This is a genomic window from Cronobacter malonaticus LMG 23826 (genome assembly GCF_001277215.2).
Taxonomy (GTDB): domain Bacteria; phylum Pseudomonadota; class Gammaproteobacteria; order Enterobacterales; family Enterobacteriaceae; genus Cronobacter; species Cronobacter malonaticus.
Genome location: NZ_CP013940.1, coordinates 2,867,046 through 2,891,090, shown reverse-complemented (window position 1 = coordinate 2,891,090; position 24,045 = coordinate 2,867,046). Strand labels below are relative to the sequence as shown.

The following is a 24,045-nucleotide window of genomic DNA, read 5'->3' as shown; positions in this document are numbered from 1 at the left end:
TCGCCGCGAAGTTGCCGCTATTCCATAACGTTAACTAGCTTAGGATCGTGATGATTTGCCGTACATCGCGCTGTAGGCGGCGGCGCAACGCCTCCGCACCCTGTTCAGTGCATAAGAGGACATCATGAAAAAGCTCACCTTCACTTTTCTGGCCGTCGCGCTGGCGGGCACAAGCCAACTGGCGTTTGCTGATACCCTGCGCATGGAATGCCCGGTGTCGCCCGGCGGCAAACAGTATTGCCAGTACATCAAAGAGCGCTTCGAGAAGCAGACCGGTAATCAACTGGAGTTTATCGAGTTTCCGGCGGCCTCCGATGAAAAGCTGGCGCTGCTGCAACAACTCTTTGCCGCTAAAGATGAAAAAGCGGTGGATGTGTTTCAGTCCGACACCATCTGGATAGGCCTGCTGGACAAGCAGACGCTCGATCTCACCGACGCGATGGGCGGGATGGAAAAAGACTTTTTCCCTGGCCCCTGGAAGAACAACACCGTCAACGGACGCCTGAAAGCGGTACCGTCATATATCGACACCGGCGTGCTGTTTTATCGCAAAGATTTACTGGAGAAATACAAAGAGCAACCGCCAAAAACGTGGGACGAGATGACGCGCATCGCCACGAAAATTCAGGCCGAAGAACGCAAGGCGGGGCATAAGAATTTCTGGGGGTACATCTTCCAGGGCAAATCTTATGAAGGGCTGACCTGTAACGCGCTGGAGTGGATCGACTCATACGGCGGCGGCACGTTTGTCGATGAAAAAGGGAACGTGACCATTAATAACCCGAAAGCGGCGCAGGCGCTGGATATGGCGCGCGGCTGGATGGGCAAGATTACGCCGAAAGGTGTTCTGGGCTACAAAGAGGAAGAGTCGCGCACCGTGTTCCAGAACGGCGACGCGCTGTTTATGCGCAACTGGCCGTATGTCTGGCAGCTATCTCAGGCCGACGACAGCCCGCTCAAGGGCAAAGTGGGCGTGATGCAGCTTCCCGCCGGGCCGGAAGGGCGTCAGGCGACAACGCTCGGCGGCTGGCAGTGGTCGATAAACGCCAATACCAAAAACCCGGAGGCCGCCATCGCGCTGCTGAAAATCTTAAGCGATGACGATTCGCAAATCTCGCGTCTCAAAATGCTCGGCCACGCGCCGACCCGCGTCGCGCTCTATGAAAATAAAGATGTGCTGGCTGTCGCGCCTGAGCTGACGCAGTTCCGCGATATTTTCGCGCAGGCGGTGCCGCGTCCGGCGACGGTGACCGAAGCGCAGTATCCGCGCGTGTCGAATGCCATTTTCAACGTGACGTTTAGCGTGCTGAACGGCAAAGAGGATGGCAAGAAAGCGACGGAAGATTTGCAAAAGCGCCTGACCCGCGCGAAGGGGGCCGGCTGGCGGTAAGCGCTGGATGACGTTGTGGCTGGCGGGTACGCTTCGCATACCCGCCCTGTGAACGCGTAACTGTTTTTGTAGGGCGGGTAAGCGAAGCGCACCCGCCGTGCGGCGTTAATCCCGATGCTCGCTCATCGGGGGAAAGGCAACACCATCGTGTCCGTCAACATACTCAACGGAGCGCCTATGAAATCCGATAGCCTTACGTCGCCGCCGTCTCCCCGGCGGCGCAACGCCTCCTGGCATCAGCGCCGTCGGCGCGTGGCGTGGGGGCTGGTATTGCCCTCGCTGCTCCTGCTGGCGCTGGCGGCGGGCTGGCCGCTGGTTCGCACCATCTGGTTTAGCTTCACCAACGCCATGCTCGACGCGCCTCAGGATTACCAGATGGTGGGTATCGCGAACTACTTTGCGCGCAAGGATGGTGTGAGCATCGGCGTGCTAAGCGACCCGCTCTGGTGGCAGGCGGTCGGCAACACGCTCTGGTTTACGTTCACTTCGGTGGCGCTGGAGCTGTTGCTCGGTATGCTGCTGGCGCTGCTGATGAATGAGAAATTCCGCGGGCAGGGGCTGGTGCGCACCGCCATTCTTATTCCGTGGGCGATCCCGACGATCGTCAGCGCCAAAATGTGGGGCTGGATGTTCCACGATCAGTACGGCGTGGTGAACGATCTGCTCGGCAAAATCGGCCTGCCGTCGCATCTCGCGTGGATTGCCGAGCCGTCGCTCTCCATGTGGGCGGTGGTGATTGCCGACGTCTGGAAAACCACGCCATTTATGGCGCTGATGCTGCTGGCGGCGCTACAGCTGATTCCGGCGGATCTTTACGAGGCCGCGAAAGTGGACGGTGCCAGCCCCTGGCAGCGCTTTAAGCGCATCACGCTGCCGCTGATTATGCCCGCGCTGGTGGTGGCGCTGATTTTCCGCGTGATGGATTCGATGCGTATCTTCGATCTTATCTACGTGCTCACTTCCAACAGCGAGGCGACGATGTCGATTTCCGGCTACGCCCGCGAGCAGATTGTCTCTTATCAGGATATGGGCATGGGGTCGGCGGCATCGGTGCTGGTCTTTATGATGGTGGCGGGCATCGCGGCCTGCTTTATCCGCGTCGCGCGCTTAAACGACAAGGAGAAAAGCTGATGAAAACCACGCGCTGGCAGCGCAGGATGGGGCATAAAGCGGTGATTTATATCGGCGCGCTGATGGCCTGTCTGTTCTGCGTTTTTCCTTTCTATTACGCCATTATCAGTTCGCTGCGCGCGGGCCAGGAGCTGTTTACGCCCGCCTATTTCCCGGACAGCTGGCACTGGGATAACTATGTGGTGGCGCTGGTGGATAACGGCATCGCCCGCAGTCTGCTGAACTCGGTACTGGTGGCGGTGGTGACGGTGGGGCTGTGTCTGCTGGTGTCGGTGACGGCCGCTTTTGCGCTGGCGCGCGTGCCGTTTCGCGGGCGTCGCGTACTGCTCTTTACCATTCTCTGCGTCTCAATGTTTCCGCAGGTGGCGGTGCTGACGGGCATGTTTGAGCTGGTGCGCTTTCTGGGGCTTTACGATTCGCTCGGCGCGCTGGTTATCTCCTACACCACGTTTTCGCTGCCGTTCACCGTCTGGGTGCTGACGACGTTTATGAAGTCGATTCCGGTGGAACTGGAAGAGGCGGCCATCGTCGACGGCGCGAAAACCGGCACCATTATTCGCCGCGTGTTTGCGCCGGTGCTGGCACCTGCGCTGGTGACTACCGGGCTGCTGGCGTTTATCGGCGCCTGGAATGAGTTCATGTTCGCACTGACGTTTATTATTTCCGGCGACAAACGCACCGTGCCGGTCGCCATCAGTATGTTCAGCGGCGCGTCGAGCTACGAGCTGCCCTGGGGCAGCATTATGGCCGCGTCGGTGGTGGTGACGCTGCCCATTATTATCCTGGTGCTTATCTTCCAGAAACGCATTGTCAGCGGCCTGACCAGCGGGGCGATTAAGGGGTAAATCATGGCGCAACTTCGTTTAGAGAAAGTCCAGAAACGCTACGGCACCCATGCCGAAGTGATTAAGCCGCTCGATTTACAGATCAACAGCGGCGAATTTGTGGTGGTGGTCGGCCCGTCCGGCTGCGGCAAATCGACGCTGCTGCGCCTGGTGGCGGGGCTTGAGGAGATAACCGACGGCGATATGTATATCGATGACCTGCGGGTTAACGACGATTCGCCATCCGAGCGCGGCATCGGCATGGTGTTTCAGTCCTATGCGCTCTATCCGCATATGACGGTCTACCAGAATATGGCGTTCGCGCTTGAAATGGCGAAGGTGCCGGCGAAAGACATTGACGAGCGGGTACGCGAAAGCGCGCGGATTTTACAGCTGGAGCACCTGCTGGATCGCCGCCCGAAAGATCTCTCCGGCGGCCAGCGCCAGCGCGTGGCCATAGGCCGCGCGATTGTGCGCGAGCCGAGCCTGTTTCTCTTCGACGAACCGCTCTCGAACCTTGACGCCTCGCTGCGCGTGCAGATGCGCATGGAGATAGCGGCGCTGCACAGGCGCATTCACGCCACCATTCTGTATGTCACGCACGATCAGGTGGAGGCGATGACGCTCGCCGACCGCATCGTTGTGCTCAATCAGGGCCAGATTGAACAGGTCGGCACGCCGCTTGCGCTTTACGACACCCCGGCCAACGTGTTTGTCGCGCAGTTTATCGGCTCGCCGAAGATGAACCTGATCCCCGGCAAAATGCTGCGCGTGATGGAGCACGCCTGCGAGGTGGAGCTGGAAAACGGCCTGCGCCTGACGCTGCCGGTGCAGGCTGCCGCCGGGCAGGAGGGCGACGCGGTGCAGCTTGGCATTCGCCCGGAGCACGTGGAGATCATGACGCTTGCGAAAGCGGACGTGGAAGGCGAAGTATTATTCGTTGAGCATATGGGCAATGAAACCCTGGTTTATGTGAACGGCGGTTATGGCGCAGAACCGCTGGTCATGCGCCATACTGAGAGGCTGGAAGTCCGGCCTGAGCACCATCTGGGGCTGAAACTGCCAGCGGAACACTGTTACCTTTTCGACAGCGCGGGCAACGCGTTTGCGCGCTTAAGCGGCCCGAAAACCCAGCATTAAGGGAGCGTGATGAAAGCAATCGACAAGAAGTGGTGGCATAACGCGGTGGTCTACCAGATCTACCCGCGCAGCTTTATGGACGCCAACGGCGACGGCGTGGGCGATCTGGCGGGGATCATCAGCAAGCTCGACTATCTGCAACAGCTTGGCATCAACCTTATCTGGCTCTCGCCGGTCTACAAATCGCCGATGGACGACAATGGCTACGATATCTCCGACTACGACGATATCGCCGCGGAGTTCGGCACGATGGCGGAGATGGAGCAGCTGATTCAGGAAGCGAAGGCGCGCGATATCTATATCCTGATGGATCTGGTGGTGAACCACACTTCCGACGAACACCCGTGGTTTATCGAGGCGAAAAAGGGCAAAGATAACCCGTACCGCGATTTCTATATCTGGCGCAAACCGGCGCCGGACGGCGGCCCGCCGAATGATTACCGCTCGCATTTTGGCGGCAGCGGCTGGGCGTATGACGAGGCGAGCGGCGAATATTATCTGCACCAGTTTTCGGTACGCCAGCCGGATCTCAACTGGGAAAACCCGCGCGTGCAGGAGGAGATCCACGCGATGATGAACCGCTGGCTGGATAAGGGCATCGGCGGTTTCCGCATGGACGTTATCGATTTAATCGGTAAAGAGGTTGACCGGCAGATCATGGCGAACGGCAAGCACCTGCATGTGCTGCTGCGTCAGATGAACGAGGCGACGTTCGGCCCGCGCGATTCGCTGACCGTGGGCGAAGCCTGGAGCGCCACGCCGGAAGACGCGCTGCTCTACAGCGACCCGGAACGCCGGGAACTCTCGATGGTGTTTCAGTTTGAACATATTAAACAGACCTGGGATGAAAAAGCGGGCAAGTGGCGCAGCAGGCCGTTCGAGCTGCCGCGCTTTAAGGCAGTGATTGATAAGTGGCAGACGGCGCTGGCCGACCGCGGCTGGAACTCGCTGTTCTGGAGTAACCACGACCTGCCGCGCGCGGTGTCGAAATTCGGCAATGACGGCGAGTTTCGCGAGGTCTCGGCGAAAATGCTCGCCACCGCGCTCCACTGTCTGCGCGGCACGCCCTATATCTATCAGGGCGAGGAGATCGGCATGACCAATGTGCGTTACTCCACCATTGAAGAGTATCGCGACATCGAGAGCCTCAATTTTTACCGGGAACTGATTGCAGGCGGCCTGACGCATGACGAGATGATGACCGGTATCTACGCCAACGGCCGCGACAACGCCCGCACGCCGATGCAGTGGGATGATAGCCCGAACGGCGGCTTCACGACCGGCAGGCCGTGGCTCGGCGTGAACCCCAATTACCGCGAGATTAACGTGGCGCAGGCGCTGGCCGAGCCTGACTCTATTCTCTGGCACTATCAAAAGCTGGTGGCGCTGCGTAAACAGTACCCGATTCTGGTGTATGGCGATTATCAGATGCTGTTTGCCGAACACCCGGAAGTGTTCGCCTGGGTGCGCCGCTACGAGGGCGACACGCTGCTGGTAATTAACAATTTCTTCGGCAACGCCATTACGTTGCCCATTCCGGAAGCGATGCAGGCGTGGCACGGCGAATGCCTTATCAGCAACTATGCGCCGCGTGACCAGCTCGCCGTGAGTCTGGAGCTGCAACCTTATGAATCTTTTGCGCTGTTAATTCATCAGGAGGGGTAATGAGTGAAGCACCGACGCAGGTAAAAGGCCGCTGGTGGAAAGAGGCGACGGCCTACCAGATTTATCCGCGCAGCTTTAAAGACAGCAACGGCGACGGTATTGGCGATCTCAACGGGATTATTGAAAAGCTCGATTACCTGAAAGATCTCGGCATCGATCTTATCTGGATCTGCCCGATGTACCCGTCGCCCAACGACGATAACGGGTACGACATCAGCGACTATCAGGGGATCATGGCGGAGTTCGGCACCATGGCCGATTTCGACCGGCTGCTGGAGGGCGTGCATCAGCGCGGCATGCGGCTGATTCTCGACCTGGTCGTGAATCATACCTCTGACGAGCACCCGTGGTTTCTCGAATCGCGCGCCTCTAAAGATAACCCCAAACGCGACTGGTATATCTGGCGTGACGGCAAGAACGGGGCGGAGCCGAATAACTGGGAATCGATTTTCAGCGGCTCGGCCTGGAAGCGGGATGACGTGACCGGCCAGTATTTCATGCACCTGTTCAGCAGCCGTCAGCCCGATCTCAACTGGGAAAACCACGAGATGCGCGCCGCCGTCTACGACATGATGCGCTGGTGGCTTGATAAGGGCATCGACGGGTTTCGCATCGACGCCATTGCGCATATGAAAAAGGAGCCGACGCTTAGCGACGTGCCGAACCCCGAAAAACTTCCCTATGCGCCGTCGATGGTGTCGCACCTTAATTACGACGGCCTGCTCGACTATGTGGACGACATCTGCCGTAACGTCTTTAACCATTACGACATCGTCACGGTGGGCGAGATGAACGGGCTGGACGCCGCCCACGCGGAAGAGTGGGTGGGCGAAAACCGCGGGCGGCTCAATATGGTGTTTCAGTTTGAGCATGTCCGGCTCTGGGAGCCGCAGGCGGGACTGCGCCCGACGCCCGCCGTGCTGCGCAACATTTTCACCGCCTGGCAGCAGGCGCTGGAGGGCACAGGCTGGAACGCGCTCTATGTGGAAAACCACGACGTGACGCGTGTGGTGTCGCGCTGGGGCGATACCGAGCATCACTGGCGCGAAAGCGCGACCTGCATCGCGGCGATGTATTTTCTCATGCAGGGCACGCCGTTTATCTATCAGGGCCAGGAGATCGGCATGACCAATACGCGTTTTGCGAGCCTGGACGATTTTGACGACGTCTCGGCCCATAACAAAGCGCGCGATTTGCGGGATCAGGGGATGAGCGAGGAGGCGATTGTCGAATTCCTGACGCGCACCGGGCGCGATAACTCCCGTACGCCGATGCAGTGGGACGCGTCGCCGTATGCAGGCTTCAGCACCCATGAACCCTGGCTGAAGGTGAATCCGAATTACGAGATGATCAACGTCGAAAGCCAGCAGCACGATCCGCATTCAGTGCTCAATTTTTATCGACAGATGATCCACCTGCGAAAACGCGAGCCGGCGCTGATTTACGGGCGCTATGAGACGCTGCTTAACGATCACGAGCAGATTTACGCTTACCGCCGCGTGTTGGGCGATGAATCGCTGGTGGTGTTGTGTAATTTCTCCGGCAAAGCGGCGGAGTGGGACGCCGCAGCGCTGTCGCTCAACGGCGCGTTCTGCGTGCTGGCGAATCTTGGCGAGACCCAGGAGCCGCACCGGTTACGCGCCTGGGAAACGCGGGTTTATAAACTCACATCGTGAGGCATCAAAACCTGTGACGTAACAATCTTTTTTGCGAGACAGATCGCGCCACAATGGCGCGATTTTTTTTTACATGGACGCAAATGATGATTCGTAAAACAGGTCTGGCCGCGATGGCACTGCTGGCCGTGTGGTATGCGGCACCCGCCATAGCGGCGCTTAGTGATGATCAGGTCAAAGAGCAGATTATCCAGGAATCGATAGACGTCTATCCCGGCAACTGTCCGTGCCCGTATAACGCGATGCGTAACGGACGTGCCTGCGGCGGGCGCAGCGCCTGGAGCCGGGAAGGGGGCTATTCGCCCATCTGCTATAAACGCGAGGTGACGGCGGAGATGATCCGCGAATGGCGCGAGCGCAACGAGTGATTGCGCCCGCGTAAGAGGATTAATACCCGACGTTATCGAGAATAAAGTTTTTACCGCAGTTACCCGGATGCGGCTGCGGCGCAAAGGAATCGGCGGTGAGCGGGGCGTTGATCTTCGCGGCGTTCAGCGAGATCTGCATCTCGGTGAGATAAGCCGGATTGCCGTTACAGGTGAGTTTCACCGCCCGCACGCTCTGGCGGCCAAACGCTTTGGCGACGGCGGTATCAAAGGCCTGGCGACTGACCGCTTTGCCGTAGTTGGCGGCAAGAAACGCGCCGACTGGGCTCTGCTTCACTTCGTTGTTCATACGCACCATCGTGCCGAAATAGGCGTCCGGGTCGAACCCGAAGCAGACGCCGTGCTTGGCGTATTCATAACGTTCAAGGCAGGAATCGCCGCCAGCGCCCGGCATTGTCTCGCTGAGCTTCTCAGCCGTTTCCAGCGACAGGCCGGTTTCCGCCGCCTGGCATTTTTTATCGGCGCGGGCGAGCGGCATATTCGGGATGGGGCGCGTGGCGCAGCCAAAGCGCATCCAGCGTTTGTCATCAACGCCGCGTAAGGCGATGGATTTCGGCAGCCCCGGCCACAGGCCATGTACCGTCAGGTAATTGCGTTTATCGTCTTCTTCTTTTTGCAGCGCGCACTCGGCAGGCTCATCGCGCTGGCGCTCGTGCATGCTCTGGCAAAAGCCGGTCTGCCATGAAAGCGCCAGCACGTAGCGATCGAAATCGCCATACTGCTTCGCTTCCAGCGGTTGCGCGCTCACGGTCGTCGCCGCCATCGCCAGCAGCGCGCCTGCGGCGAGTAAAACTTTCCTGTAAACCATAGTATGGGTCCGAAATCGACGGGATAAATCACAAGGGTGTGTCATTTAACCATAAAAAAAGCGCCGCGAGGGCGCTTTTCGGACAGATTCCGCTTAAGGACAGCAGATTATGCCGCAACCAGCAGTTGCGTCGCCAGGATCACGACGATTAATCCAACCAGTACTGGCACCGAGGTGCGTTTAACGACTTCAAACGGCGAGATTTTCGCCATCCCGGCGACCGCCACCACCACGCCGGAAACCGGCGAAATGGTGCGGCCCAGGTTGGACGCCTGTAGCATCGGGATCGTCAGATAGGCCGGATTCACCCCGGCGCTGTGCGCGAGCTTCGGGATCATCTCCACGAAGGCGTAGAACGGCGCGTTGCCGGAGCCGGTCGTCATCGCCGCGAGCATGGTTAGCGTGACCAGCACCAGCATCAGGATAATGCTGGCCGAGCCAAACGAGGTGGCGATGGAGATAAGACTCTGGATAAAGCCTATCGCGCTCAGACCCTGGGCGAAAACGCCCGCGGCCACCAGCAGAATCACCACGCCTGCAAAGGCGTCCGCCATGCCGCGGTAAGCCACTTCCAGCCCGGCAAACACCGCTTTGCTGCTAAAGCTGCGGATAAATTCAATCACGGCGGTCAGCACCATGCAGATAACCAGAATAGTGATGATATGCAGCTGTGGCCCCCATTTGCCGTCGAAAATCAGCACGCCAATGATCGGACTGAACGGCAGAATCGCGTAAAAAGCGGGCGCGCTGGTGGTGATTTCTTTCACATCCAGCGTTTCGTGATAGATATGCTCTTTTTTATCGAGCCACCGCTGCCAGAAGAAATGGGCGACAGCCATGCAGATAATGGCGGCGATGGAAATCGGCAGCGTGGTTTTAAATGCGAAATCGATAAGCGGCATTTCAGAGGCCTGCGCGGCCAGCACCACATCGCCGGACGTCGGGGAGAGAATAATCGCCGCCGGAGAAGCGCAGATGGCCGCTGCCGCGCCGCGGCTGATGCCGACGTTGACCATTACCGGGAACAGCGTCGCCATCAGCAACACGCCAAGGCCGGTCGCGGATGAAACGGCAAGCGACATCAGACAGGCGACGAAATAGGCGGCAATCATCAGCAAATAAGGCGAGTTAATATAACGCAGCGGACGAGAGGCAAGCTTGACCACCATATCGTTGGCACCGGTATGCGTCATATACGCCGCGAAACCGCACAGCATCATAATCATCATGCCGAGGTCGCCGCCGCGGCTCATCAGCAGAATTTTAATATATTCAAAAATATCGCTGAGGGCGTAACCAGTACTGGTTTCTTTAGGAGGTAATACAGGGTGGCCCATTAGCGCGCTAATAATTAACAGGGTAATTCCGCCGACAAAAAGCACGCCCGTGGCGGAATAGCCTTTAATGATATAACGCGCAACCCCCACAATAACCACGGCTCCCGTGAGGAGTTCCAGAATTGTTCCCATAATGGCCTCTGTTAAGCGACTGCAAAAATAACCCGGCGACGTCAGGCGCGTGGCGCAGGCAAGATGCGGGGGAATGTGCCTGAATTACTCTGAGCGTTATCTGATACATATCAATAAACCTTCTGCTTACCAGGAAGATGAATCTCAGATAAATAAAATTATTTCAAATTAATGGGTTGCATGACTGCGTGATGCTGGCGATGTAAAGATAATGGCGTGAAGGCGCAGGATGGACGAAATTTACGTTAAGGGGCGGCGCATGGCGCGGTTATTGATGCGCATTTATTCGCAACAGGCATTAATACGTTTTCAGCGCGCTGAGGCAGGGAAGAAGCGTCTGAAAAAAGCGCCTGTGCAGGGCGTGCCGGCGCGCTTTAGGAATTAACTGGCAGTCGGTTAAGTCTTCATTGAGGCAGGATCGCCCAGAATATGACTTCATACTAACAGTGGTAATTAAGACGTGACCGTAGTTAATAAATCCCTTCTGACAATCCTTATATTTTTCTGCCAGATATTATTTCCCCTGAACGCCTCGGCGCTGGAAGCGCCACGCACCGTAAAGGCTTGGGCTTCTGTGCTTGGCGATAATATCGCCGAAACCTGGAGCGAGCCGCAGCATGTGGATCTGTATGTGCCTGCCATCACCTGGCATGCGCGTTTCGCGTATGACAAAGAGAAAACCGATCGCTACAACGAACGTCCGTGGGGCGCGGGTATCGGCAAATCTCGCTGGGATGAAAAAGGCAACTGGCACGGCCTGTATGTGATGGCGTTTAAAGATTCCTACAACAAATGGGAGCCTATCGCCGGTTACGGCTGGGAAGCAACGTGGCGACCGCTGCCTGACGACGCGTTCCATGTGGGGCTGGGTTATACCGTGGGCGTAACGGCGCGTGATAACTGGGATTACATCCCGATTCCGCTGGTGCTGCCGCTGGCGTCGGTGGGTTACGGACCTGCGACATTCCAGATGACGTACATCCCTGGCACCTACAACAACGGAAACGTTTACTTCGCCTGGCTGCGGTTGCAGTTTTAAGCGCAAAATATTTTCAGACATAAGAAAATGCGCTAAGCCAGAGAAGACAAGGCTCACAAGCCCAACGGCAAAAAAAGTTCGCGACTTTTATCACTTTTTCTGAAAGTTCGACTGGACAAAAGCCACCACAATTGATGTACTGATATCCGACACAGCATTTGTGTCGATTTTTCATGTAAAGGTAATTTTGATGTCTAAGATTAAAGGTAACGTTAAGTGGTTTAATGAATCCAAAGGATTCGGTTTCATTACTCCGGAAGATGGCAGCAAAGACGTGTTCGTACACTTCTCTGCGATCCAGAGCAATGGTTTCAAAACTCTGGCTGAAGGTCAGCGTGTAGAGTTCGAAATCACTAACGGTGCCAAAGGCCCTTCTGCTGCTAACGTAATCGCTCTGTAATTACGCACAGCAAGAATTTCAAAACCCGCTGATTCAGCGGGTTTTTTTATGCCTGTCGTTTTACGTTTTTTCAGTAAAACAGAAAGCTTTTCAAAAAAAACGCGACCACCAGAACACTGAACAACACGGCCAGACCACTCATCATTTGCGCTTTCATAAGTCTCTCCCGACACAGACGACAGGCCGATAGTGGCAGAGAAAAATTAAGCTAACATTAACGAGGCGTCGCTTAGCGCACGCTTACAGAAGAAAAAAGCCAGAATGCGAGCGCCGTCATCATAAACGAGCCAAACAGGTTCAGCGCCACGTTCAGACCCGCCCAGCCGATGCGCCCCTCCTGCAGTAAAAACACCACTTCTGCGGAAAAGGTCGAGAAGGTCGTCAGGCCGCCGCACAGGCCGGTGGTGATTAGCAGCTTCCACATCGGGTCCAGATGCGTCATACGGTTAAACCAGGCAAGCCCCGCGCCGATGATAAAGGCCCCGGCGAGGTTGGCAGTCAGCGTGCCAATGGGAACTGCGTGGTGCATGGGGTTCAGGCGCAGGCCAAGCCACCAGCGCAGCACGCTGCCGGTGCCGCCGCCGAGAAATACCGCGAGCATGATTTTTAACATGGGCGTTTGTCATAATGTTATTTGCAAGGCGAATAGTTTACCTTCAGCAAAGGCACGCTGGCTACCGGAAGGGGGAAGCGACATGAAAGTAGCGGTTGGACAGTTTGTGGTGACGCCTGACGCGCAACAGAACGCGCAAACCTGCGTAGAGCTGATGGCGAATGCCGCCAGCCAGAATGCCGCATTGCTGGTGCTCCCGGAGGCGCTGCTGGCGCGCAGCGACAGCGACCCGGATATGTCGGTAAAATCGGCCCAGCCGCTCAATGGCGATTACGTGCAGCGGCTACGCGAAGAGAGCGCCAGAAACCGTCTGACGACGCTTCTGACCATTCATACTCCCACCCGTGAGGGCAGGGCGGCCAACACGCTCATCGCGCTGCGCGGCGGCGAGATTATCGCACAGTATCAGAAGATCCATCTGTATGACGCCTTCACGATGCAGGAGTCGCGGCTGGTGGACGCTGGCAGCACGCTGCCAGCGTTGATTGAGGTGGAAGGTATGAAGGTCGGGCTGATGACCTGCTATGACTTACGCTTTCCGGAGATGGCGCTGAGCTTGGCGCTCGCAGGCGCGGACATTCTGGCGCTCCCGGCCGCGTGGGTGCGCGGGCCGCTCAAAGAGCATCACTGGGCCACGCTGCTCGCGGCACGTGCGCTGGACACCACCTGTTATCTTGTGGCGAGCGGCGAATGCGGCAACCGTAATATCGGCCAGAGTCGCGTGATAGACCCGCTTGGCGTCACTGTCGCAGCGGCGGGCGAAGGCCCGGATCTCATTTTCGCTGAGATTTCAGCGCATCGCGTGGCGCAGGTTCGCGAGCAGTTGCCGGTGCTCAAAAACCGCCGTTTCGCTGCGCCAGAATTATTTTGATGTTTTTTTATCCAGCGCTTGATTCATCTCGTTACAGATTGCTATTGTGTGTCGGGCTTAAATGACCGTTAATAAGTGCGGTCTTTGACATCGCCGTCTGGCGCCAGATTTTCTAAGAAGGTAAGTATGGGTGAAATTAGTATTACCAAACTGCTCGTGATCGCCGCACTGGTTGTTCTGCTGTTTGGTACCAAAAAACTGCGTACGCTTGGGGGAGACCTGGGCGCTGCGATTAAAGGCTTCAAAAAAGCGATGAATGACGACGAAGCTGGCGCGAAAACGCCTGCGGCGTCCGAAGCGCCGGCAGAACGCCTTTCTCATAAAGAATAATTTCAGCCCTCGCGGCATAAAAAAAACCGGCTCCTCAGAGGCCGGTTTTTTTGTGGGCGAAACCGCGATCGTAACAAGCTGTTACACGGTTATTTGACTTCTTCGCCTTTCGCCTGGAGATCGGCATGGTAAGACGAGCGAACGAACGGGCCGCAGGCAGCGTGGGTAAAGCCCATCGCCATCGCTTCCGCTTTCATCTCTTCAAACTCGTCCGGGCTTACGTAACGCTGCACCGGCAGGTGGTGACGGCTCGGTTGCAGGTACTGGCCGAGCGTCAGCATGGTGACGCCGTGCGCGCGCAGATCGCGCATCACTTCAATGATTTCCGCATTGGTCTCACCCAGACCAACCATCAGACCGGATTTGGTCGGGATCTCCGGGTGCGCTTCTTTAAAACGCTCCAGCAGCTTCAGCGACCAGTTATAATCCGCGCCCGGACGCACCTGACGATAAAGACGCGGCACGTTTTCCAGGTTGTGGTTGAACACATCCGGCGGCGTGGCGGTCAGGATCTCCAGCGCTCTGTCCATACGGCCACGGAAATCGGGCACCAGCGTCTCGATTTTAATGGACGGGCTCTTTTCGCGAATAGCCGTAATGCAGTCTGCAAAGTGCTGTGCACCGCCGTCACGCAGGTCGTCGCGATCCACCGAGGTGATAACCACGTAACGCAGCGCCATATCGGCGATGGTTTGCGCCAGCTTCTGCGGCTCGTTGGCATCCGGGGCGACCGGGCGGCCGTGGGCCACATCGCAGAACGGGCAGCGACGGGTACAGATAGCGCCGAGGATCATAAAGGTCGCGGTGCCGTGGTTGAAACACTCCGCAAGGTTCGGGCAGGAGGCCTCTTCACAGACAGAGTGGAGACCATTTTTGCGCATCGCCGCTTTGATACCCTGGATGCGGGTAGAGTCGGCAGGGAGTTTGATTTTCATCCACTCCGGCTTTCTTAACAAAGCCTCCCGCTCTGTCGCCACATTCTTAACCGGGATAAGGGCCATTTTATCGGCATCGCGGTATTTCACACCGCGTTCCATCACAATGGGTTTACTCATAGCGTGCGTGTTCCAGTTGCGGATAACGAAGGAAAGCGTTTAAATTCAAGCTAAAGTTGTATTTATCAACTATTTTTGAATTAACGGCACGCAGTATAACATTACTGACACACAGAATCAGCCTGAGGGCACCCGAAACGGCGAAGAATTTGTAAAATAGTTGTTATTTGGTGCCCTTAAGCCGTCGCCCGTTATGAGGGCGACGCGCCAGCCGAAATGGCGTGATGATTAAATCCCTCCACAATCGCTTCAATCACATTTTGTACCACCGGGTCGCGCAGACTGAATTTATTGTAATGTAATGAAATGTCGATGGTTTCTTTTATAACGACATCGCTTTCCACTTCAATAAGTCCAAAGCTGTCTTTAAATAACGCGAATATTCGTGCGGGCATAAAGCCGATTAAATCGCTGCTGCCGATGATAGACGCAATCGTCACCATATTGTAACTGCTAAACGAAACGTTTCGATCCGGCAGTAACGTATTAATTTGCTTACGCACGCCGTTCACCATTCCACCTGGCAGCATAATGAAAGTGTGCTCCCATTGCTGCAAATCATCAGACGTCACCGGTTCGCCGGTACGCGAACATGGATGACCGCGACGACACACCACCGCGACGCGATCTTTAAAGAGCAGGTGCGTGCTCAGCGTTCGCGATGACCACGAGCCGCTGTCGACCACCAGATCGGTCTGGAACTGGCTTAGCTGGGTTTCAGTGTCCTGCAACGGGACGTTGCGAATTTGCAGATGGGGATTTACCGCGCGGATCTGCTGATAAATCTGAGGGATCACCAGTGCGCCCAGCGAGGCGGACGTAGCGATGGTTATCGTGCGCTGTTTTTCGTGCTCGCCCTGTAAATCCAGCGCGCCGAGAATAGATTCCAGTCCCTGACTGATATATTCATGCATGTGAGTCGCATAAGCAGTCGGCGTAACTCCTTGTCCTTTTCGAATAAACAACGGATCGGGAAATATCAGTCGCAGTTTCTGAATAGACTGGCTGATAGCCGATGGCGTCAGGTTCAGTACTCTGGCCGCGTTTACAATGCCTTTATGCACGTATACGGCTTCGAAAATCGTCAGCAGGTTTAGATCGATATTTCGCAGAGTCTGGAATATTTGCGGTCTACTGTCATCTTCCTGTTTGGCTGAAGGTTTTTCAGGGGGATGGTTCAATTCCACGCTACGCTCCAACTATATAGATAAATCAAATAATAGAGAGGTTCTATTTATAATAACTGTGAACAGGTCCCTTAGCCGACAATAAAACGCTCCGGGGATCTTACCCGCATAAAGTGAACAGGACTTTACATGGACGGCATAGGGGCGGGTGGCGTTTTCAGATAAATCCCGCTTATCTTCTCGTGCCGTTAATCCATTGATGAGATTAAGGAAAATCTATTCAGGCGCAGAGAAAATAAATAATCCGTTATGGAATGTAAAGCGGCAAATTGCATAACGATTAAAGGCCGCCACAAGAAGGGCGGCGAACAGGGAAAGTCTTAAGCGCTGATATATTCCGCCGGGGGATTATTAAGTAGCGCTAAAAAGTGATGCACCAGTCGGGGTTGCACTGCTTCGGGGTTTGCGCCAGCAGAAAGGGCGCTAACCTGGGTCATTTCCATTCCGGCGTATCCGCAAGGGTTAATTCGTAAAAACGGACGTAAATCCATATTAATATTAAGCGCAAGCCCGTGGAATGAGCAGCCTTTACGAATACGCAGCCCCAGTGAACAGATTTTTTTACCGTCGACATAAACGCCAGGCGCATCCGGGCGAGGGTAAGCGTTAATATCCCACTCTACAAGCGTATTAACCACGGTCTGTTCCAGCAGTGTGACCAGTTCACGCACGCCGAGCTTGCGGCGCCTGAGATCAAGCATCACATACATGACCTGCTGCCCAGGCCCATGATACGTCACCTGGCCGCCGCGATCGCTCTGGATAACGGGGATGTCGCCCGGCATCAGCACATGCTCTGCCTTGCCAGCCTGCCCCTGTGTAAAGACCGGGGTATGTTCGACCAGCCAGATCTCATCCGGGGTGGTCTCAACGCGCTCGTCGGTAAACTGATGCATTGCCTGCGATACGGGTTCATACGGCTGAAGCCCGAGCTGGCGAACAATGATTTTTTCCTGAAGCAAAACTGCGTCTCCGAAGAGAGAAGGTGCGGGGAGTATATCACGAAGAGACGTTACCCGGACGCGGCCGGGTAACGGGGATCACAGTACCATACGCACGATTTCGATATCACCGAGTTCTTCATAGAGCGTTTCCACCTGCTCAATATGCGTCGCGTTGATGGTTATCGAAACGGAATGGTAGTTGCCTTTGCTGCTCGGTTTGACCTGCGGCGTGTAGTCGCCAGGAGCATGGCGCTGCACTACCTCGACGACCAGATCGACCAACTCAGGCTTCGCCAGGCCCATCACTTTGTAAGTAAAGGGGGTCGGGAACTCAAGCAGTTCGTTAAGTTTGGTTTTCATGTCAGCTCCAGCGTTACGTCAAAAAATAATAACTCCCGCCGAAGCGGGAGTTGCAGTGATGCTTAGTATATGGGGATGAAAGTCAGGCTTTCAAGTGGTCAGGAATTAACCAAACCAGTGGTGGAACATCAGCTTGATGTAATCGATGATGCGGCCAAAGAAATTGCCTTCCTGAATCTCTTCCAGCACAACGAGCGGGCGCTGCTCGATGGTTTTACCGTCCAGCTGGAAGTTAATGGTGCCGACCACCTGGTTTTTCGCGAGCGGTGCATGCAGCTCGGAAGTATTCAGCACGTAGCTCGCTTTCAGATCTTTCATGCGGCCGCGCGGAATGGTCAGATAGATATCTTTATCCACACCCAGCGAGGCGCGGTCGTTATCGCCAAACCACGCTGGCTCAGACGCAAACTCTTTCCCGGCTTTCAGCGGGTTCACGGTTTCAAAGAAGCGGAAGCCCCAGGTCAGCAGTTTTTTGCTTTCGGCTTCACGGCCTTTAAAGGTGCGACCGCCCATCACGGCGGAGATAAGACGCATCTGGCCTTCGGTGGCGGACGCGACCAGGTTGTAGCCCGCTTTGTCGGTGTGGCCAGTTTTAATGCCGTCTACGTTCAGGCTGTTATCCCACAGCAGGCCGTTACGGTTGGTCTGACGGATGCCGTTAAAGGTAAATTCCTTCTCTTTATAGATAGAGTATTCGTTCGGCACGTCGCGGATCAGCGCCTGGCCAATCAGCGCCATGTCGCGCGCCGAGCTGTACTGGCCGTCAGCGTCCAGACCGTGCACGGTCTGGAAATGGGTATTTTTCAGGCCCAGCGCGGTAACGTAGCTGTTCATCAGGCCCACAAACGCGTCCTGGCTTCCCGCAACGTAGTCGGCCATCGCCACGCAGGCGTCGTTGCCGGACTGCAGGTTAATGCCGCGGATCAGCTGGGAGACCGGCACCTGCATGCCTGGCTTCAGGAACATCAGGGACGAGCCTTTGAAGACCGGATTGCCGGTGGCCCAGGCGTCGTTGCCAATGGTCACCAGATCGGACTCTTTAAATTTACCTGCTTTCATCGCCTGGCCGATGACGTAGCTGGTCATCATTTTAGTCAGGCTCGCCGGATCGCGGCGCGCGTCAGCGTTCTGCTCCGCCAGCACTTTCCCTGAGTTGTAATCGATGAGGATGTAAGCTTCCGCGTCGATCTGCGGCACGCCCGGGATCATCGTTTTGATATTCAGGTCGTCGGCATGGGCGGCGGTGGAAAGGGCTGCGACAGAAAGCGCCGTGGTAAGGGCGAGACGCTGCATAAAACGAACGGAGAAAGTGGTCTTCATGGTCTGAACAACGACATCCGTGATGAGTGAAAAAAAGTGCCTTACTATAGCAAATGCCTTTTGGGCTGGCATCCGACTTTGCGCATGACTTTGTTAACGGCCTTTACCGTAACTGACAAAGCGGCAGGCCAGCCCGGCCTGCGATTATTGGGCGACAGTAATGAAAGATTGTACCTGCGCTTCGCTCTGTAAACGCTGCTGGAGCGAGGCGGCCTGCGCTTTGCTGGCGAACGGCCCTAACTGAACGCGATAGACTGCGCCGTTCTGGCTGACGCGCCCCGGTACGGAAAACTGCTGGCTCAGCTTTTGCTGCCACTGCGCGGCGCGCGCGCTGTCGCTGACGGCTCCAACCTGGACGACGTAATTACCAGCTGCACTCGCAGGAGCGCTGGCGGCAGGCGCGACGCTGCCCTGCACGGAGCCAGGCGCGGTCACCGGCGCGTTACGGGTGGCTGGCGCGGCCAACTGTGCAGGTTCTGTGGCGGGCTGCGCGGCTGCGCTGGCGGTTGTCGGCTGTGCGGTCGCAGCAGGCGGTGTAGTGGTGTCCGGCGTTGCGCTTTCCAGAACACCTGAAGCAAGCGTCGTCGGCGCGCCTAAAAAGCCGCCGCTTTTCACCGGCGCGCCGGTGGTGTCATCGCTTTGCAGCGTATCGTTGCTCACCGGGCGAATATCGCCCTGCGGCGCGGCAGGCTGGGGGGCAGAAGAGACGCTGCCAAGGCCGCCGCTTAAATCGGGACGCGCCGGCAGCGCGTACGTTTGTTTCGCGACTGTCGTACAGGCCATGCCTGGCCCGGAGAGCGAACCATCCGGCGCGACGATAATCGGATCGATACGCACTTTCGTGTTGTTCGAGGTATTCAGGCGATCCGCGGCGGCGCGGGAGAGCGAAATGACGCGGTCGTTGCCGTAAGGGCCGCGATCGTTAATGCGCACGACAATCATGCGACCGTTGGCGAGGTTAGTAATGCGCGCGTAGCTCGGCACCGGCAGGGTGGGGTGCGCGGCGGTAAGCTGCATCGGGTCGAACGGTTCGCCCGAGGCGGTCAGATTGCTGTCCGGCTCCGCGTCGTAAATCGCGGCAAGGCCCGCCTGGCTGAAGCGCGAGAGATCCTGAACGATGGTGTAGCGCTTACCGTCGCGCTCATAATCGCTGTTTACGGAAGGATTGAGTTGTTCATAGCGAGGTTCCGCGCCGCTTATCTCAACGACTGGCCCGTTGCAGACCGGCTGCTGTGGCGCTACGCTCGCCTGTTGTTGCCCTTCGTTATTCACGCCGCAGGCGGTTAATAACCCTGCGGCGATGCAGACGCCAATCCACTGCTTACGCATTGCGAACCTCTTATACGCTCTTCGACAACATTTTTCTGTGGGTATGGATCGACATGACGATGCCAAACCCTGCCATGAGTACAATGAGGGCGGAGCCTCCGTAGCTGACCAGCGGCAGCGGAACGCCCACCACCGGTAAGATACCACTCACCATACCAATATTCACAAACACATAAACGAACAGAATCAGCATCAGACCGCCAGCCATGACGCGCCCGAAGGTCGTCTGGGCGCGCGCGGCGATCCACAGCCCGCGCATAATCAGCAGGACATAGAGCGCCAGCAGCACCAGCACGCCGACAAGCCCCAGCTCTTCAGCGAGAACCGCGAAGATAAAGTCAGTGTGGCGCTCCGGCAGAAACTCCAGCTGCGACTGGGTGCCATGCAGCCAGCCCTTGCCGCGCAGGCCGCCAGAGCCGATAGCGATTTTCGACTGAATAATATGATAGCCCGCGCCCAGCGGGTCGCTCTCCGGGTCCAGCAGCATCATGACGCGCTGACGCTGGTAGTCATGCATCAGGAAGAACCAGAGGATGGGGATAAACGCCGCGATAAGCACCACTGCGATGCCGATCACACGCCAGCTTAAGCCGGAGAGGAACAGCACAAACAGGCCGGAGGCGGCGATAAGAATCGAGGTGCCGAGATCGGGCTGAGCGGCTACCAGCAGCGTCGGCATGAAAATCAGCACCAGCGCGATGCCAGTGTTTTTCAGCGTTGGCGGGCAGACGTCGCGGTTAATAAAGCGCGCCACCATCAGCGGCACGGCGATTTTGGCAATTTCCGAGGGCTGAAAACGCACCACGCCGAGATCGAGCCAGCGCTGCGCCCCTTTGGATATCGCCCCGAAGGCGTCCACCGCGACCAGCAAAATAATACAGACGATGTACAGATAGGGCGCCCAGCCTTCGTAGACGCGCGGCGGGATCTGCGCCAGCACGATCATAATTACCAGGCCCATCATAATCTGGCCGATTTTGCGCTCCATCATGCCGATATCCTGGCCGCTGGCGCTCCAGATTACCATCGCGCTGTAGAAGCAGAGCGCCAGGATTATCAGCATAAAGGTTGGGTCGAGATGGATTTTATCCCACAGCGACTTTTTATTCGGATTGTCGGTCATCTTATCGATCCTCCGCCGCCGCCGTGGCGGGGTTTTCCGTCGGCAGTTCGGTGTTATTGTCCCCGAGCATAATGTGGTCGAGGATTTGGCGCATGATAGTCCCCACCGCCGGGCCCGCGCCGCCGTTTTCCAGGATCATCGCCACCGCGACCTGCGGGTTATCGTAAGGCGCGAACGCGGTCATCAGCTTGTGGTCACGCAGACGTTCAGCAATACGGTGCGCGTTATAGGTTTCGTTGGCTTTCAGCCCAAAGACCTGCGCAGTACCGGATTTCGCGGCAATCTTATAAGGCGCGCCAGCGAAATATTTGTGGCCGGTGCCGTTGGCGCGGTTGGCGACGCCATACATGCCGTCTTTGGCGATTTCCCAGTAACCGGAGTGAATATCGCCCACCGGCGGCTGTTCAGGCTGTTTCCACGGCACTTTCTGGCCGTTAACCACCGTCGTCATCAGCAGATGCGGTACTTTCACCACGCCGTCGTTAATCAGGATCATCATGGCTTTGTTCATTTGCACCGGTGTGGCGGTCCAGTAGCCCTGGCCGATGCCGACCGGAATGGTGTCGCCCTGATACCACGGTTTTTTAAAGCGCTTCATCTTCCATTCGCGCGTCGGCATGTTGCCGGAGCGCTCTTCAGAAAGATCGATCCCCGTCAGGCTGCCGTAGCCGAACTTACGCATCCACTCGGAGAGACGATCAATGCCCATGTCGTAAGCGACCTGATAGAAGAAGGTATCTGCGGATTCTTCCAGCGATTTCGTGACGTTAAGCCGCCCGTGGCCCCACTTTTTCCAGTCGCGGTAGCGCTTCTCGGAGCCTGGTAACTGCCACCAGCCGGGGTCGAACAGCGACGTGTTGCGGTTGATAACGCCCGCGCTTAACGCGGAAACCGCCACATACGGCTTCACGGTAGATGCCGGAGGGTAGACGCCCTGCGTGGCGCGGTTGATCAGCGGCGTGTTCGGGTCGTTCAGCAGGCCGGAGTAATCTTTGCTGGAGATACCATCCACGAACAGGTTGGGGTTATAGCTTGGCATCGAGACCATCGCCAGAATGCCGCCGGTACGCGGATCGGTGACGACCACTGCGGCACGGCTGCCCTGGAGCAGGGTTTCGATATAGGTCTGAAGCTTGAGATCGAGCGTCAGGTAGATGTCGTGGCCCGCCTGCGGCGGAACTTCTTTCAGCTGGCGAATCACGCGCCCGCGGTTGTTAACTTCAACTTCTTCATAGCCGGTCTGGCCGTGGAGGACATCTTCGTAGTAGCGCTCAATGCCGAGCTTGCCGATATCGTGCGTGGCGGCGTAGTTGGCGAGCTTGCCGTCTTTATCGAGGCGTTCGACGTCTTTATCGTTAATCTTCGAGACGTAGCCGATAACGTGCGTCAGCGCCGCGCCATACGGATAATAGCGACGCTTGTAGCCTTTGACTTCCACACCGGGGAAACGGTACTGGTTCACCGCAAAACGCGCCACCTGCACTTCCGTCAGGTTGGTTTTTACAGGAATCGACGTAAAGCGGTGCGAACGCGCGCGCTCTTTTTTGAAGTTCGCGATGTCGTCATCGTTGAGATCGACCACCGAGCGCAGCGCCTCCAGCGTATCCTGAACGCTGTCTACCTTTTCAGGCATCATTTCTATCTGGTAGATAGTGCGGTTCAGGGCGAGCGGCGTGCCGTTGCGATCGTAGATAATCCCGCGGCTTGGCGGGATCGGCACCAGTTTGATGCGGTTTTCGTTGGAGCGGGTCTGATAGTCGTTAAAACGCAGGATTTGCAGGTGATAAAGGTTGACGATCAGAATCCCGGTCAGCACCAGGATGCCGGCAAAAGCGACCAGCGCCCGACGCACAAAGAGCGCGGACTCAGCCGTATAATCGCGAAAGGAATCCTTGAGTTTCATCCGCTGCTTAACTTACCTGTGGTGGTTATTCACGATGATACGGGTGATTAGTGGTAATACTCCAGGCGCGGTAGAGACTCTCCGCGACAATCACACGTACCAGCGGATGGGGCAGGGTGAGCGCGGAAAGCGACCAGCTCTGTTCCGCCGCCGCTTTGCACGCGTCGGAAAGGCCTTCCGGCCCGCCGATAAGCAGGCTTACATCGCGGCCGTCTTGCTTCCAGCGCTCAAGCTCGCGAGCCAGCTGCGGCGTATCCCACGGGCGTCCCGGAATATCGAGCGTCACGATGCGGTTTTTTCCCGCCGCCGCCAGCATCATTTCGCCTTCTTTATCAAGAATGCGCTTGATGTCGGCGTTTTTGCCACGCTTCCCCGCCGGGATCTCAACGAGTTCAAACGGCATATCTTTAGGGAAGCGGCGCAGATATTCGCTGAAACCTGTCTGCACCCAGTCGGGCATTTTTGTGCCAACGGCGACCAGCTGAAGCTTCACGCCTTAACCCCAGAGCTTTTCCAGCTCATACAGGTGACGGCTCTCTTCCTGCATGACGTGCACAATCACATCGCCGAGATCGACGACGATCCAGTCGGCGGCGTTCTCGCCTTCAACGCCGAGCGGCATCATGCCCGCCTTGCGGGACTCCTGAACAACATGATCGGCGATAGACATCACGTGACGGCTGGAGGTGCCGGTGCAGATAATCATACAATCTGTAATGCTGGATTTGCCCTTAACATCAATGGCGATAATATCCTGGCCTTTAAGATCGTCGATTTTATCAATGACAAAATCCTGGAGTGCTTTACCCTGCAAGTTTTCCCCCTGGGAATGTGAACCACAGATGACGCCGGATGCGCCATCGGATAATCGATACGAGTACAGCGGCCGGAATAGGGGCGTGCTGCGCTCAGAAGTGGGCTATCATCCCACCGCAGGCAAGAGTTTGCATCGCCATTTTTGTAAAACAATTTCAGAAAGGCGGCTTGCGGCGGGAAATATCTGGCAGCGGAGGATAACAGTATCGCCCGTTGTGTCAATGCCTGAACCACAATCGGTTCAGCGCGCGTCAGCAGAAGGGCGT

General features: G+C 56.7%; 24 protein-coding genes. 11 read left to right on the top strand and 13 right to left on the bottom strand.

All coding sequences use genetic code 11. The features are described 5' to 3' along the window. Positions 1 to 124: 124 nt before the first annotated feature. The 7 genes from AFK66_RS13635 to AFK66_RS13605 all read left to right on the top strand — a co-directional run bounded on the left by AFK66_RS13635 (position 125) and on the right by AFK66_RS13605 (position 8,194). Positions 125 to 1,390 carry an ABC transporter substrate-binding protein gene (locus tag AFK66_RS13635; RefSeq protein WP_007781722.1) on the top strand — a complete coding sequence of 422 codons (1,266 nt, stop codon included), beginning with the start codon at positions 125 to 127 and terminating at the stop codon, positions 1,388 to 1,390. 177 nt (positions 1,391 to 1,567) lie between these two features. Next, positions 1,568 to 2,521 carry a carbohydrate ABC transporter permease gene (locus AFK66_RS13630; protein ID WP_023899168.1) on the top strand — a complete coding sequence of 318 codons (954 nt, stop codon included), beginning with the start codon at positions 1,568 to 1,570 and terminating at the stop codon, positions 2,519 to 2,521. Beyond that, positions 2,521 to 3,366, top strand: coding sequence for a carbohydrate ABC transporter permease (locus tag AFK66_RS13625; RefSeq protein WP_004387224.1), 846 nt, complete (start codon positions 2,521 to 2,523; stop codon positions 3,364 to 3,366). The genes AFK66_RS13630 and AFK66_RS13625 overlap by 1 nt, the downstream gene beginning before the upstream one ends. 3 nt (positions 3,367 to 3,369) lie before the next feature. Beyond that, positions 3,370 to 4,485: an ABC transporter ATP-binding protein gene (locus tag AFK66_RS13620; RefSeq protein WP_023899167.1), complete on the top strand. Its 1,116-nt coding sequence runs from the start codon at positions 3,370 to 3,372 to the stop codon at positions 4,483 to 4,485. A gap of 9 nt (positions 4,486 to 4,494) precedes the next feature. Continuing rightward, positions 4,495 to 6,150, top strand: a complete 1,656-nt coding sequence (locus AFK66_RS13615; protein WP_032983128.1) for a glycoside hydrolase family 13 protein — start codon at positions 4,495 to 4,497, stop codon at positions 6,148 to 6,150. Beyond that, positions 6,150 to 7,826 (top strand): glycoside hydrolase family 13 protein, encoded by a 1,677-nt coding sequence (locus AFK66_RS13610; RefSeq protein ID WP_007781732.1) that lies wholly within the window; start codon positions 6,150 to 6,152, stop codon positions 7,824 to 7,826. The genes AFK66_RS13615 and AFK66_RS13610 overlap by 1 nt, the downstream gene beginning before the upstream one ends. Positions 7,827 to 7,909: 83 nt before the next feature. Continuing rightward, positions 7,910 to 8,194: a hypothetical protein gene (locus AFK66_RS13605; RefSeq protein WP_007781747.1), complete on the top strand. Its 285-nt coding sequence runs from the start codon at positions 7,910 to 7,912 to the stop codon at positions 8,192 to 8,194. Between the two features lie 19 nt (positions 8,195 to 8,213). Here AFK66_RS13605 and rna read toward each other — a convergent pair whose 3' ends face one another. Both rna and dcuC read right to left on the bottom strand, forming a co-directional pair. Continuing rightward, the gene (gene rna, locus AFK66_RS13600) at positions 8,214 to 9,020 is read right to left on the bottom strand and encodes a ribonuclease I (protein WP_007781750.1); all 807 of its coding nucleotides are present in this window, start codon (positions 9,018 to 9,020) and stop codon (positions 8,214 to 8,216) included. Positions 9,021 to 9,127: 107 nt separating this feature from the next. Continuing rightward, complete coding sequence (gene dcuC / locus AFK66_RS13595; RefSeq protein ID WP_032969768.1) at positions 9,128 to 10,489, bottom strand: anaerobic C4-dicarboxylate transporter DcuC; 1,362 nt, start codon at positions 10,487 to 10,489, stop codon at positions 9,128 to 9,130. 460 nt (positions 10,490 to 10,949) lie between these two features. Here dcuC and pagP point away from each other — a divergent pair, with 460 nt between their 5' ends. Continuing rightward, the gene (gene pagP / locus AFK66_RS13590; RefSeq protein ID WP_007781758.1) at positions 10,950 to 11,528 is read left to right on the top strand and encodes a lipid IV(A) palmitoyltransferase PagP; all 579 of its coding nucleotides are present in this window, start codon (positions 10,950 to 10,952) and stop codon (positions 11,526 to 11,528) included. Between the two features lie 190 nt (positions 11,529 to 11,718). Then, a complete protein-coding gene (gene cspE / locus AFK66_RS13585) occupies positions 11,719 to 11,928 on the top strand; it encodes a transcription antiterminator/RNA stability regulator CspE (protein ID WP_002439184.1) in 210 nt (69 codons plus the stop codon). A gap of 229 nt (positions 11,929 to 12,157) precedes the next feature. On the opposite strand, the gene crcB is transcribed toward cspE, so the two are convergent. Continuing rightward, entirely contained in the window at positions 12,158 to 12,541 is a 384-nt protein-coding gene (gene crcB / locus AFK66_RS13580; protein ID WP_007781761.1) for a fluoride efflux transporter CrcB, read from the bottom strand. 82 nt (positions 12,542 to 12,623) lie between these two features. On the opposite strand from crcB, the gene AFK66_RS13575 reads away from it, so the two are divergent. Together AFK66_RS13575 and tatE are read left to right on the top strand one after the other, a co-directional pair. Further along, entirely contained in the window at positions 12,624 to 13,412 is a 789-nt protein-coding gene (locus AFK66_RS13575) for a deaminated glutathione amidase (RefSeq protein ID WP_023899163.1), read from the top strand. A gap of 126 nt (positions 13,413 to 13,538) precedes the next feature. Next, positions 13,539 to 13,742, top strand: a complete 204-nt coding sequence (gene tatE, locus AFK66_RS13570; protein ID WP_007781767.1) for a twin-arginine translocase subunit TatE — start codon at positions 13,539 to 13,541, stop codon at positions 13,740 to 13,742. A gap of 89 nt (positions 13,743 to 13,831) precedes the next feature. Here the strand turns inward: tatE and lipA are convergent, their stop codons facing one another. The 10 genes from lipA to rsfS all read right to left on the bottom strand — a co-directional run bounded on the left by lipA (position 13,832) and on the right by rsfS (position 23,777). Beyond that, positions 13,832 to 14,797 (bottom strand): lipoyl synthase, encoded by a 966-nt coding sequence (gene lipA, locus AFK66_RS13565; protein ID WP_004387213.1) that lies wholly within the window; start codon positions 14,795 to 14,797, stop codon positions 13,832 to 13,834. A 191-nt stretch (positions 14,798 to 14,988) separates the two neighbouring features. Beyond that, a complete protein-coding gene (locus AFK66_RS13560) occupies positions 14,989 to 15,984 on the bottom strand; it encodes a YbeF family transcriptional regulator (protein ID WP_007791770.1) in 996 nt (331 codons plus the stop codon). Positions 15,985 to 16,304: 320 nt separating this feature from the next. Beyond that, positions 16,305 to 16,946, bottom strand: a complete 642-nt coding sequence (gene lipB / locus AFK66_RS13555; protein ID WP_007781775.1) for a lipoyl(octanoyl) transferase LipB — start codon at positions 16,944 to 16,946, stop codon at positions 16,305 to 16,307. A 78-nt stretch (positions 16,947 to 17,024) separates the two neighbouring features. Continuing rightward, complete coding sequence (gene ybeD, locus AFK66_RS13550; RefSeq protein WP_007781777.1) at positions 17,025 to 17,288, bottom strand: DUF493 family protein YbeD; 264 nt, start codon at positions 17,286 to 17,288, stop codon at positions 17,025 to 17,027. Between the two features lie 105 nt (positions 17,289 to 17,393). Next, positions 17,394 to 18,608 carry a D-alanyl-D-alanine carboxypeptidase DacA gene (dacA, locus tag AFK66_RS13545; protein WP_023899161.1) on the bottom strand — a complete coding sequence of 405 codons (1,215 nt, stop codon included), beginning with the start codon at positions 18,606 to 18,608 and terminating at the stop codon, positions 17,394 to 17,396. 144 nt (positions 18,609 to 18,752) lie between these two features. Next, positions 18,753 to 19,937 carry an endolytic peptidoglycan transglycosylase RlpA gene (gene rlpA / locus AFK66_RS13540; protein WP_023899160.1) on the bottom strand — a complete coding sequence of 395 codons (1,185 nt, stop codon included), beginning with the start codon at positions 19,935 to 19,937 and terminating at the stop codon, positions 18,753 to 18,755. Positions 19,938 to 19,947: 10 nt separating this feature from the next. Then, positions 19,948 to 21,060 (bottom strand): peptidoglycan glycosyltransferase MrdB, encoded by a 1,113-nt coding sequence (gene mrdB / locus AFK66_RS13535; RefSeq protein ID WP_007781784.1) that lies wholly within the window; start codon positions 21,058 to 21,060, stop codon positions 19,948 to 19,950. 1 nt (position 21,061) lies between these two features. Next, positions 21,062 to 22,963, bottom strand: coding sequence for a peptidoglycan DD-transpeptidase MrdA (gene mrdA, locus AFK66_RS13530; RefSeq protein WP_004387206.1), 1,902 nt, complete (start codon positions 22,961 to 22,963; stop codon positions 21,062 to 21,064). Between the two features lie 25 nt (positions 22,964 to 22,988). Further along, the gene (gene rlmH / locus AFK66_RS13525) at positions 22,989 to 23,456 is read right to left on the bottom strand and encodes a 23S rRNA (pseudouridine(1915)-N(3))-methyltransferase RlmH (RefSeq protein WP_007699721.1); all 468 of its coding nucleotides are present in this window, start codon (positions 23,454 to 23,456) and stop codon (positions 22,989 to 22,991) included. Between the two features lie 3 nt (positions 23,457 to 23,459). Continuing rightward, positions 23,460 to 23,777 carry a ribosome silencing factor gene (rsfS, locus tag AFK66_RS13520; protein WP_004387204.1) on the bottom strand — a complete coding sequence of 106 codons (318 nt, stop codon included), beginning with the start codon at positions 23,775 to 23,777 and terminating at the stop codon, positions 23,460 to 23,462. Positions 23,778 to 24,045 lie beyond the last annotated feature (268 nt).

Excerpts from the sequence above, each read along its gene's own strand:
- AFK66_RS13635 (WP_007781722.1), top strand. The coding sequence starts at position 125 with ATGAAAAAGCTCACCTTCACTTTTCTGGCCGTCGCGCTGGCGGGCACA.
- AFK66_RS13630 (WP_023899168.1), top strand. The coding sequence starts at position 1,568 with ATGAAATCCGATAGCCTTACGTCGCCGCCGTCTCCCCGGCGGCGCAAC.
- AFK66_RS13625 (WP_004387224.1), top strand. The coding sequence starts at position 2,521 with ATGAAAACCACGCGCTGGCAGCGCAGGATGGGGCATAAAGCGGTGATT.
- AFK66_RS13620 (WP_023899167.1), top strand. The coding sequence starts at position 3,370 with ATGGCGCAACTTCGTTTAGAGAAAGTCCAGAAACGCTACGGCACCCAT.
- AFK66_RS13615 (WP_032983128.1), top strand. The coding sequence starts at position 4,495 with ATGAAAGCAATCGACAAGAAGTGGTGGCATAACGCGGTGGTCTACCAG.
- AFK66_RS13610 (WP_007781732.1), top strand. The coding sequence starts at position 6,150 with ATGAGTGAAGCACCGACGCAGGTAAAAGGCCGCTGGTGGAAAGAGGCG.
- AFK66_RS13605 (WP_007781747.1), top strand. The coding sequence starts at position 7,910 with ATGATGATTCGTAAAACAGGTCTGGCCGCGATGGCACTGCTGGCCGTG.
- rna (WP_007781750.1), bottom strand. The coding sequence starts at position 9,020 with ATGGTTTACAGGAAAGTTTTACTCGCCGCAGGCGCGCTGCTGGCGATG.
- dcuC (WP_032969768.1), bottom strand. The coding sequence starts at position 10,489 with ATGGGAACAATTCTGGAACTCCTCACGGGAGCCGTGGTTATTGTGGGG.
- cspE (WP_002439184.1), top strand. The coding sequence starts at position 11,719 with ATGTCTAAGATTAAAGGTAACGTTAAGTGGTTTAATGAATCCAAAGGA.
- crcB (WP_007781761.1), bottom strand. The coding sequence starts at position 12,541 with ATGTTAAAAATCATGCTCGCGGTATTTCTCGGCGGCGGCACCGGCAGC.
- AFK66_RS13575 (WP_023899163.1), top strand. The coding sequence starts at position 12,624 with ATGAAAGTAGCGGTTGGACAGTTTGTGGTGACGCCTGACGCGCAACAG.
- tatE (WP_007781767.1), top strand. The coding sequence starts at position 13,539 with ATGGGTGAAATTAGTATTACCAAACTGCTCGTGATCGCCGCACTGGTT.
- lipA (WP_004387213.1), bottom strand. The coding sequence starts at position 14,797 with ATGAGTAAACCCATTGTGATGGAACGCGGTGTGAAATACCGCGATGCC.
- ybeD (WP_007781777.1), bottom strand. The coding sequence starts at position 17,288 with ATGAAAACCAAACTTAACGAACTGCTTGAGTTCCCGACCCCCTTTACT.
- dacA (WP_023899161.1), bottom strand. The coding sequence starts at position 18,608 with ATGAAGACCACTTTCTCCGTTCGTTTTATGCAGCGTCTCGCCCTTACC.
- rlpA (WP_023899160.1), bottom strand. The coding sequence starts at position 19,937 with ATGCGTAAGCAGTGGATTGGCGTCTGCATCGCCGCAGGGTTATTAACC.
- mrdB (WP_007781784.1), bottom strand. The coding sequence starts at position 21,060 with ATGACCGACAATCCGAATAAAAAGTCGCTGTGGGATAAAATCCATCTC.
- mrdA (WP_004387206.1), bottom strand. The coding sequence starts at position 22,963 with ATGAAACTCAAGGATTCCTTTCGCGATTATACGGCTGAGTCCGCGCTC.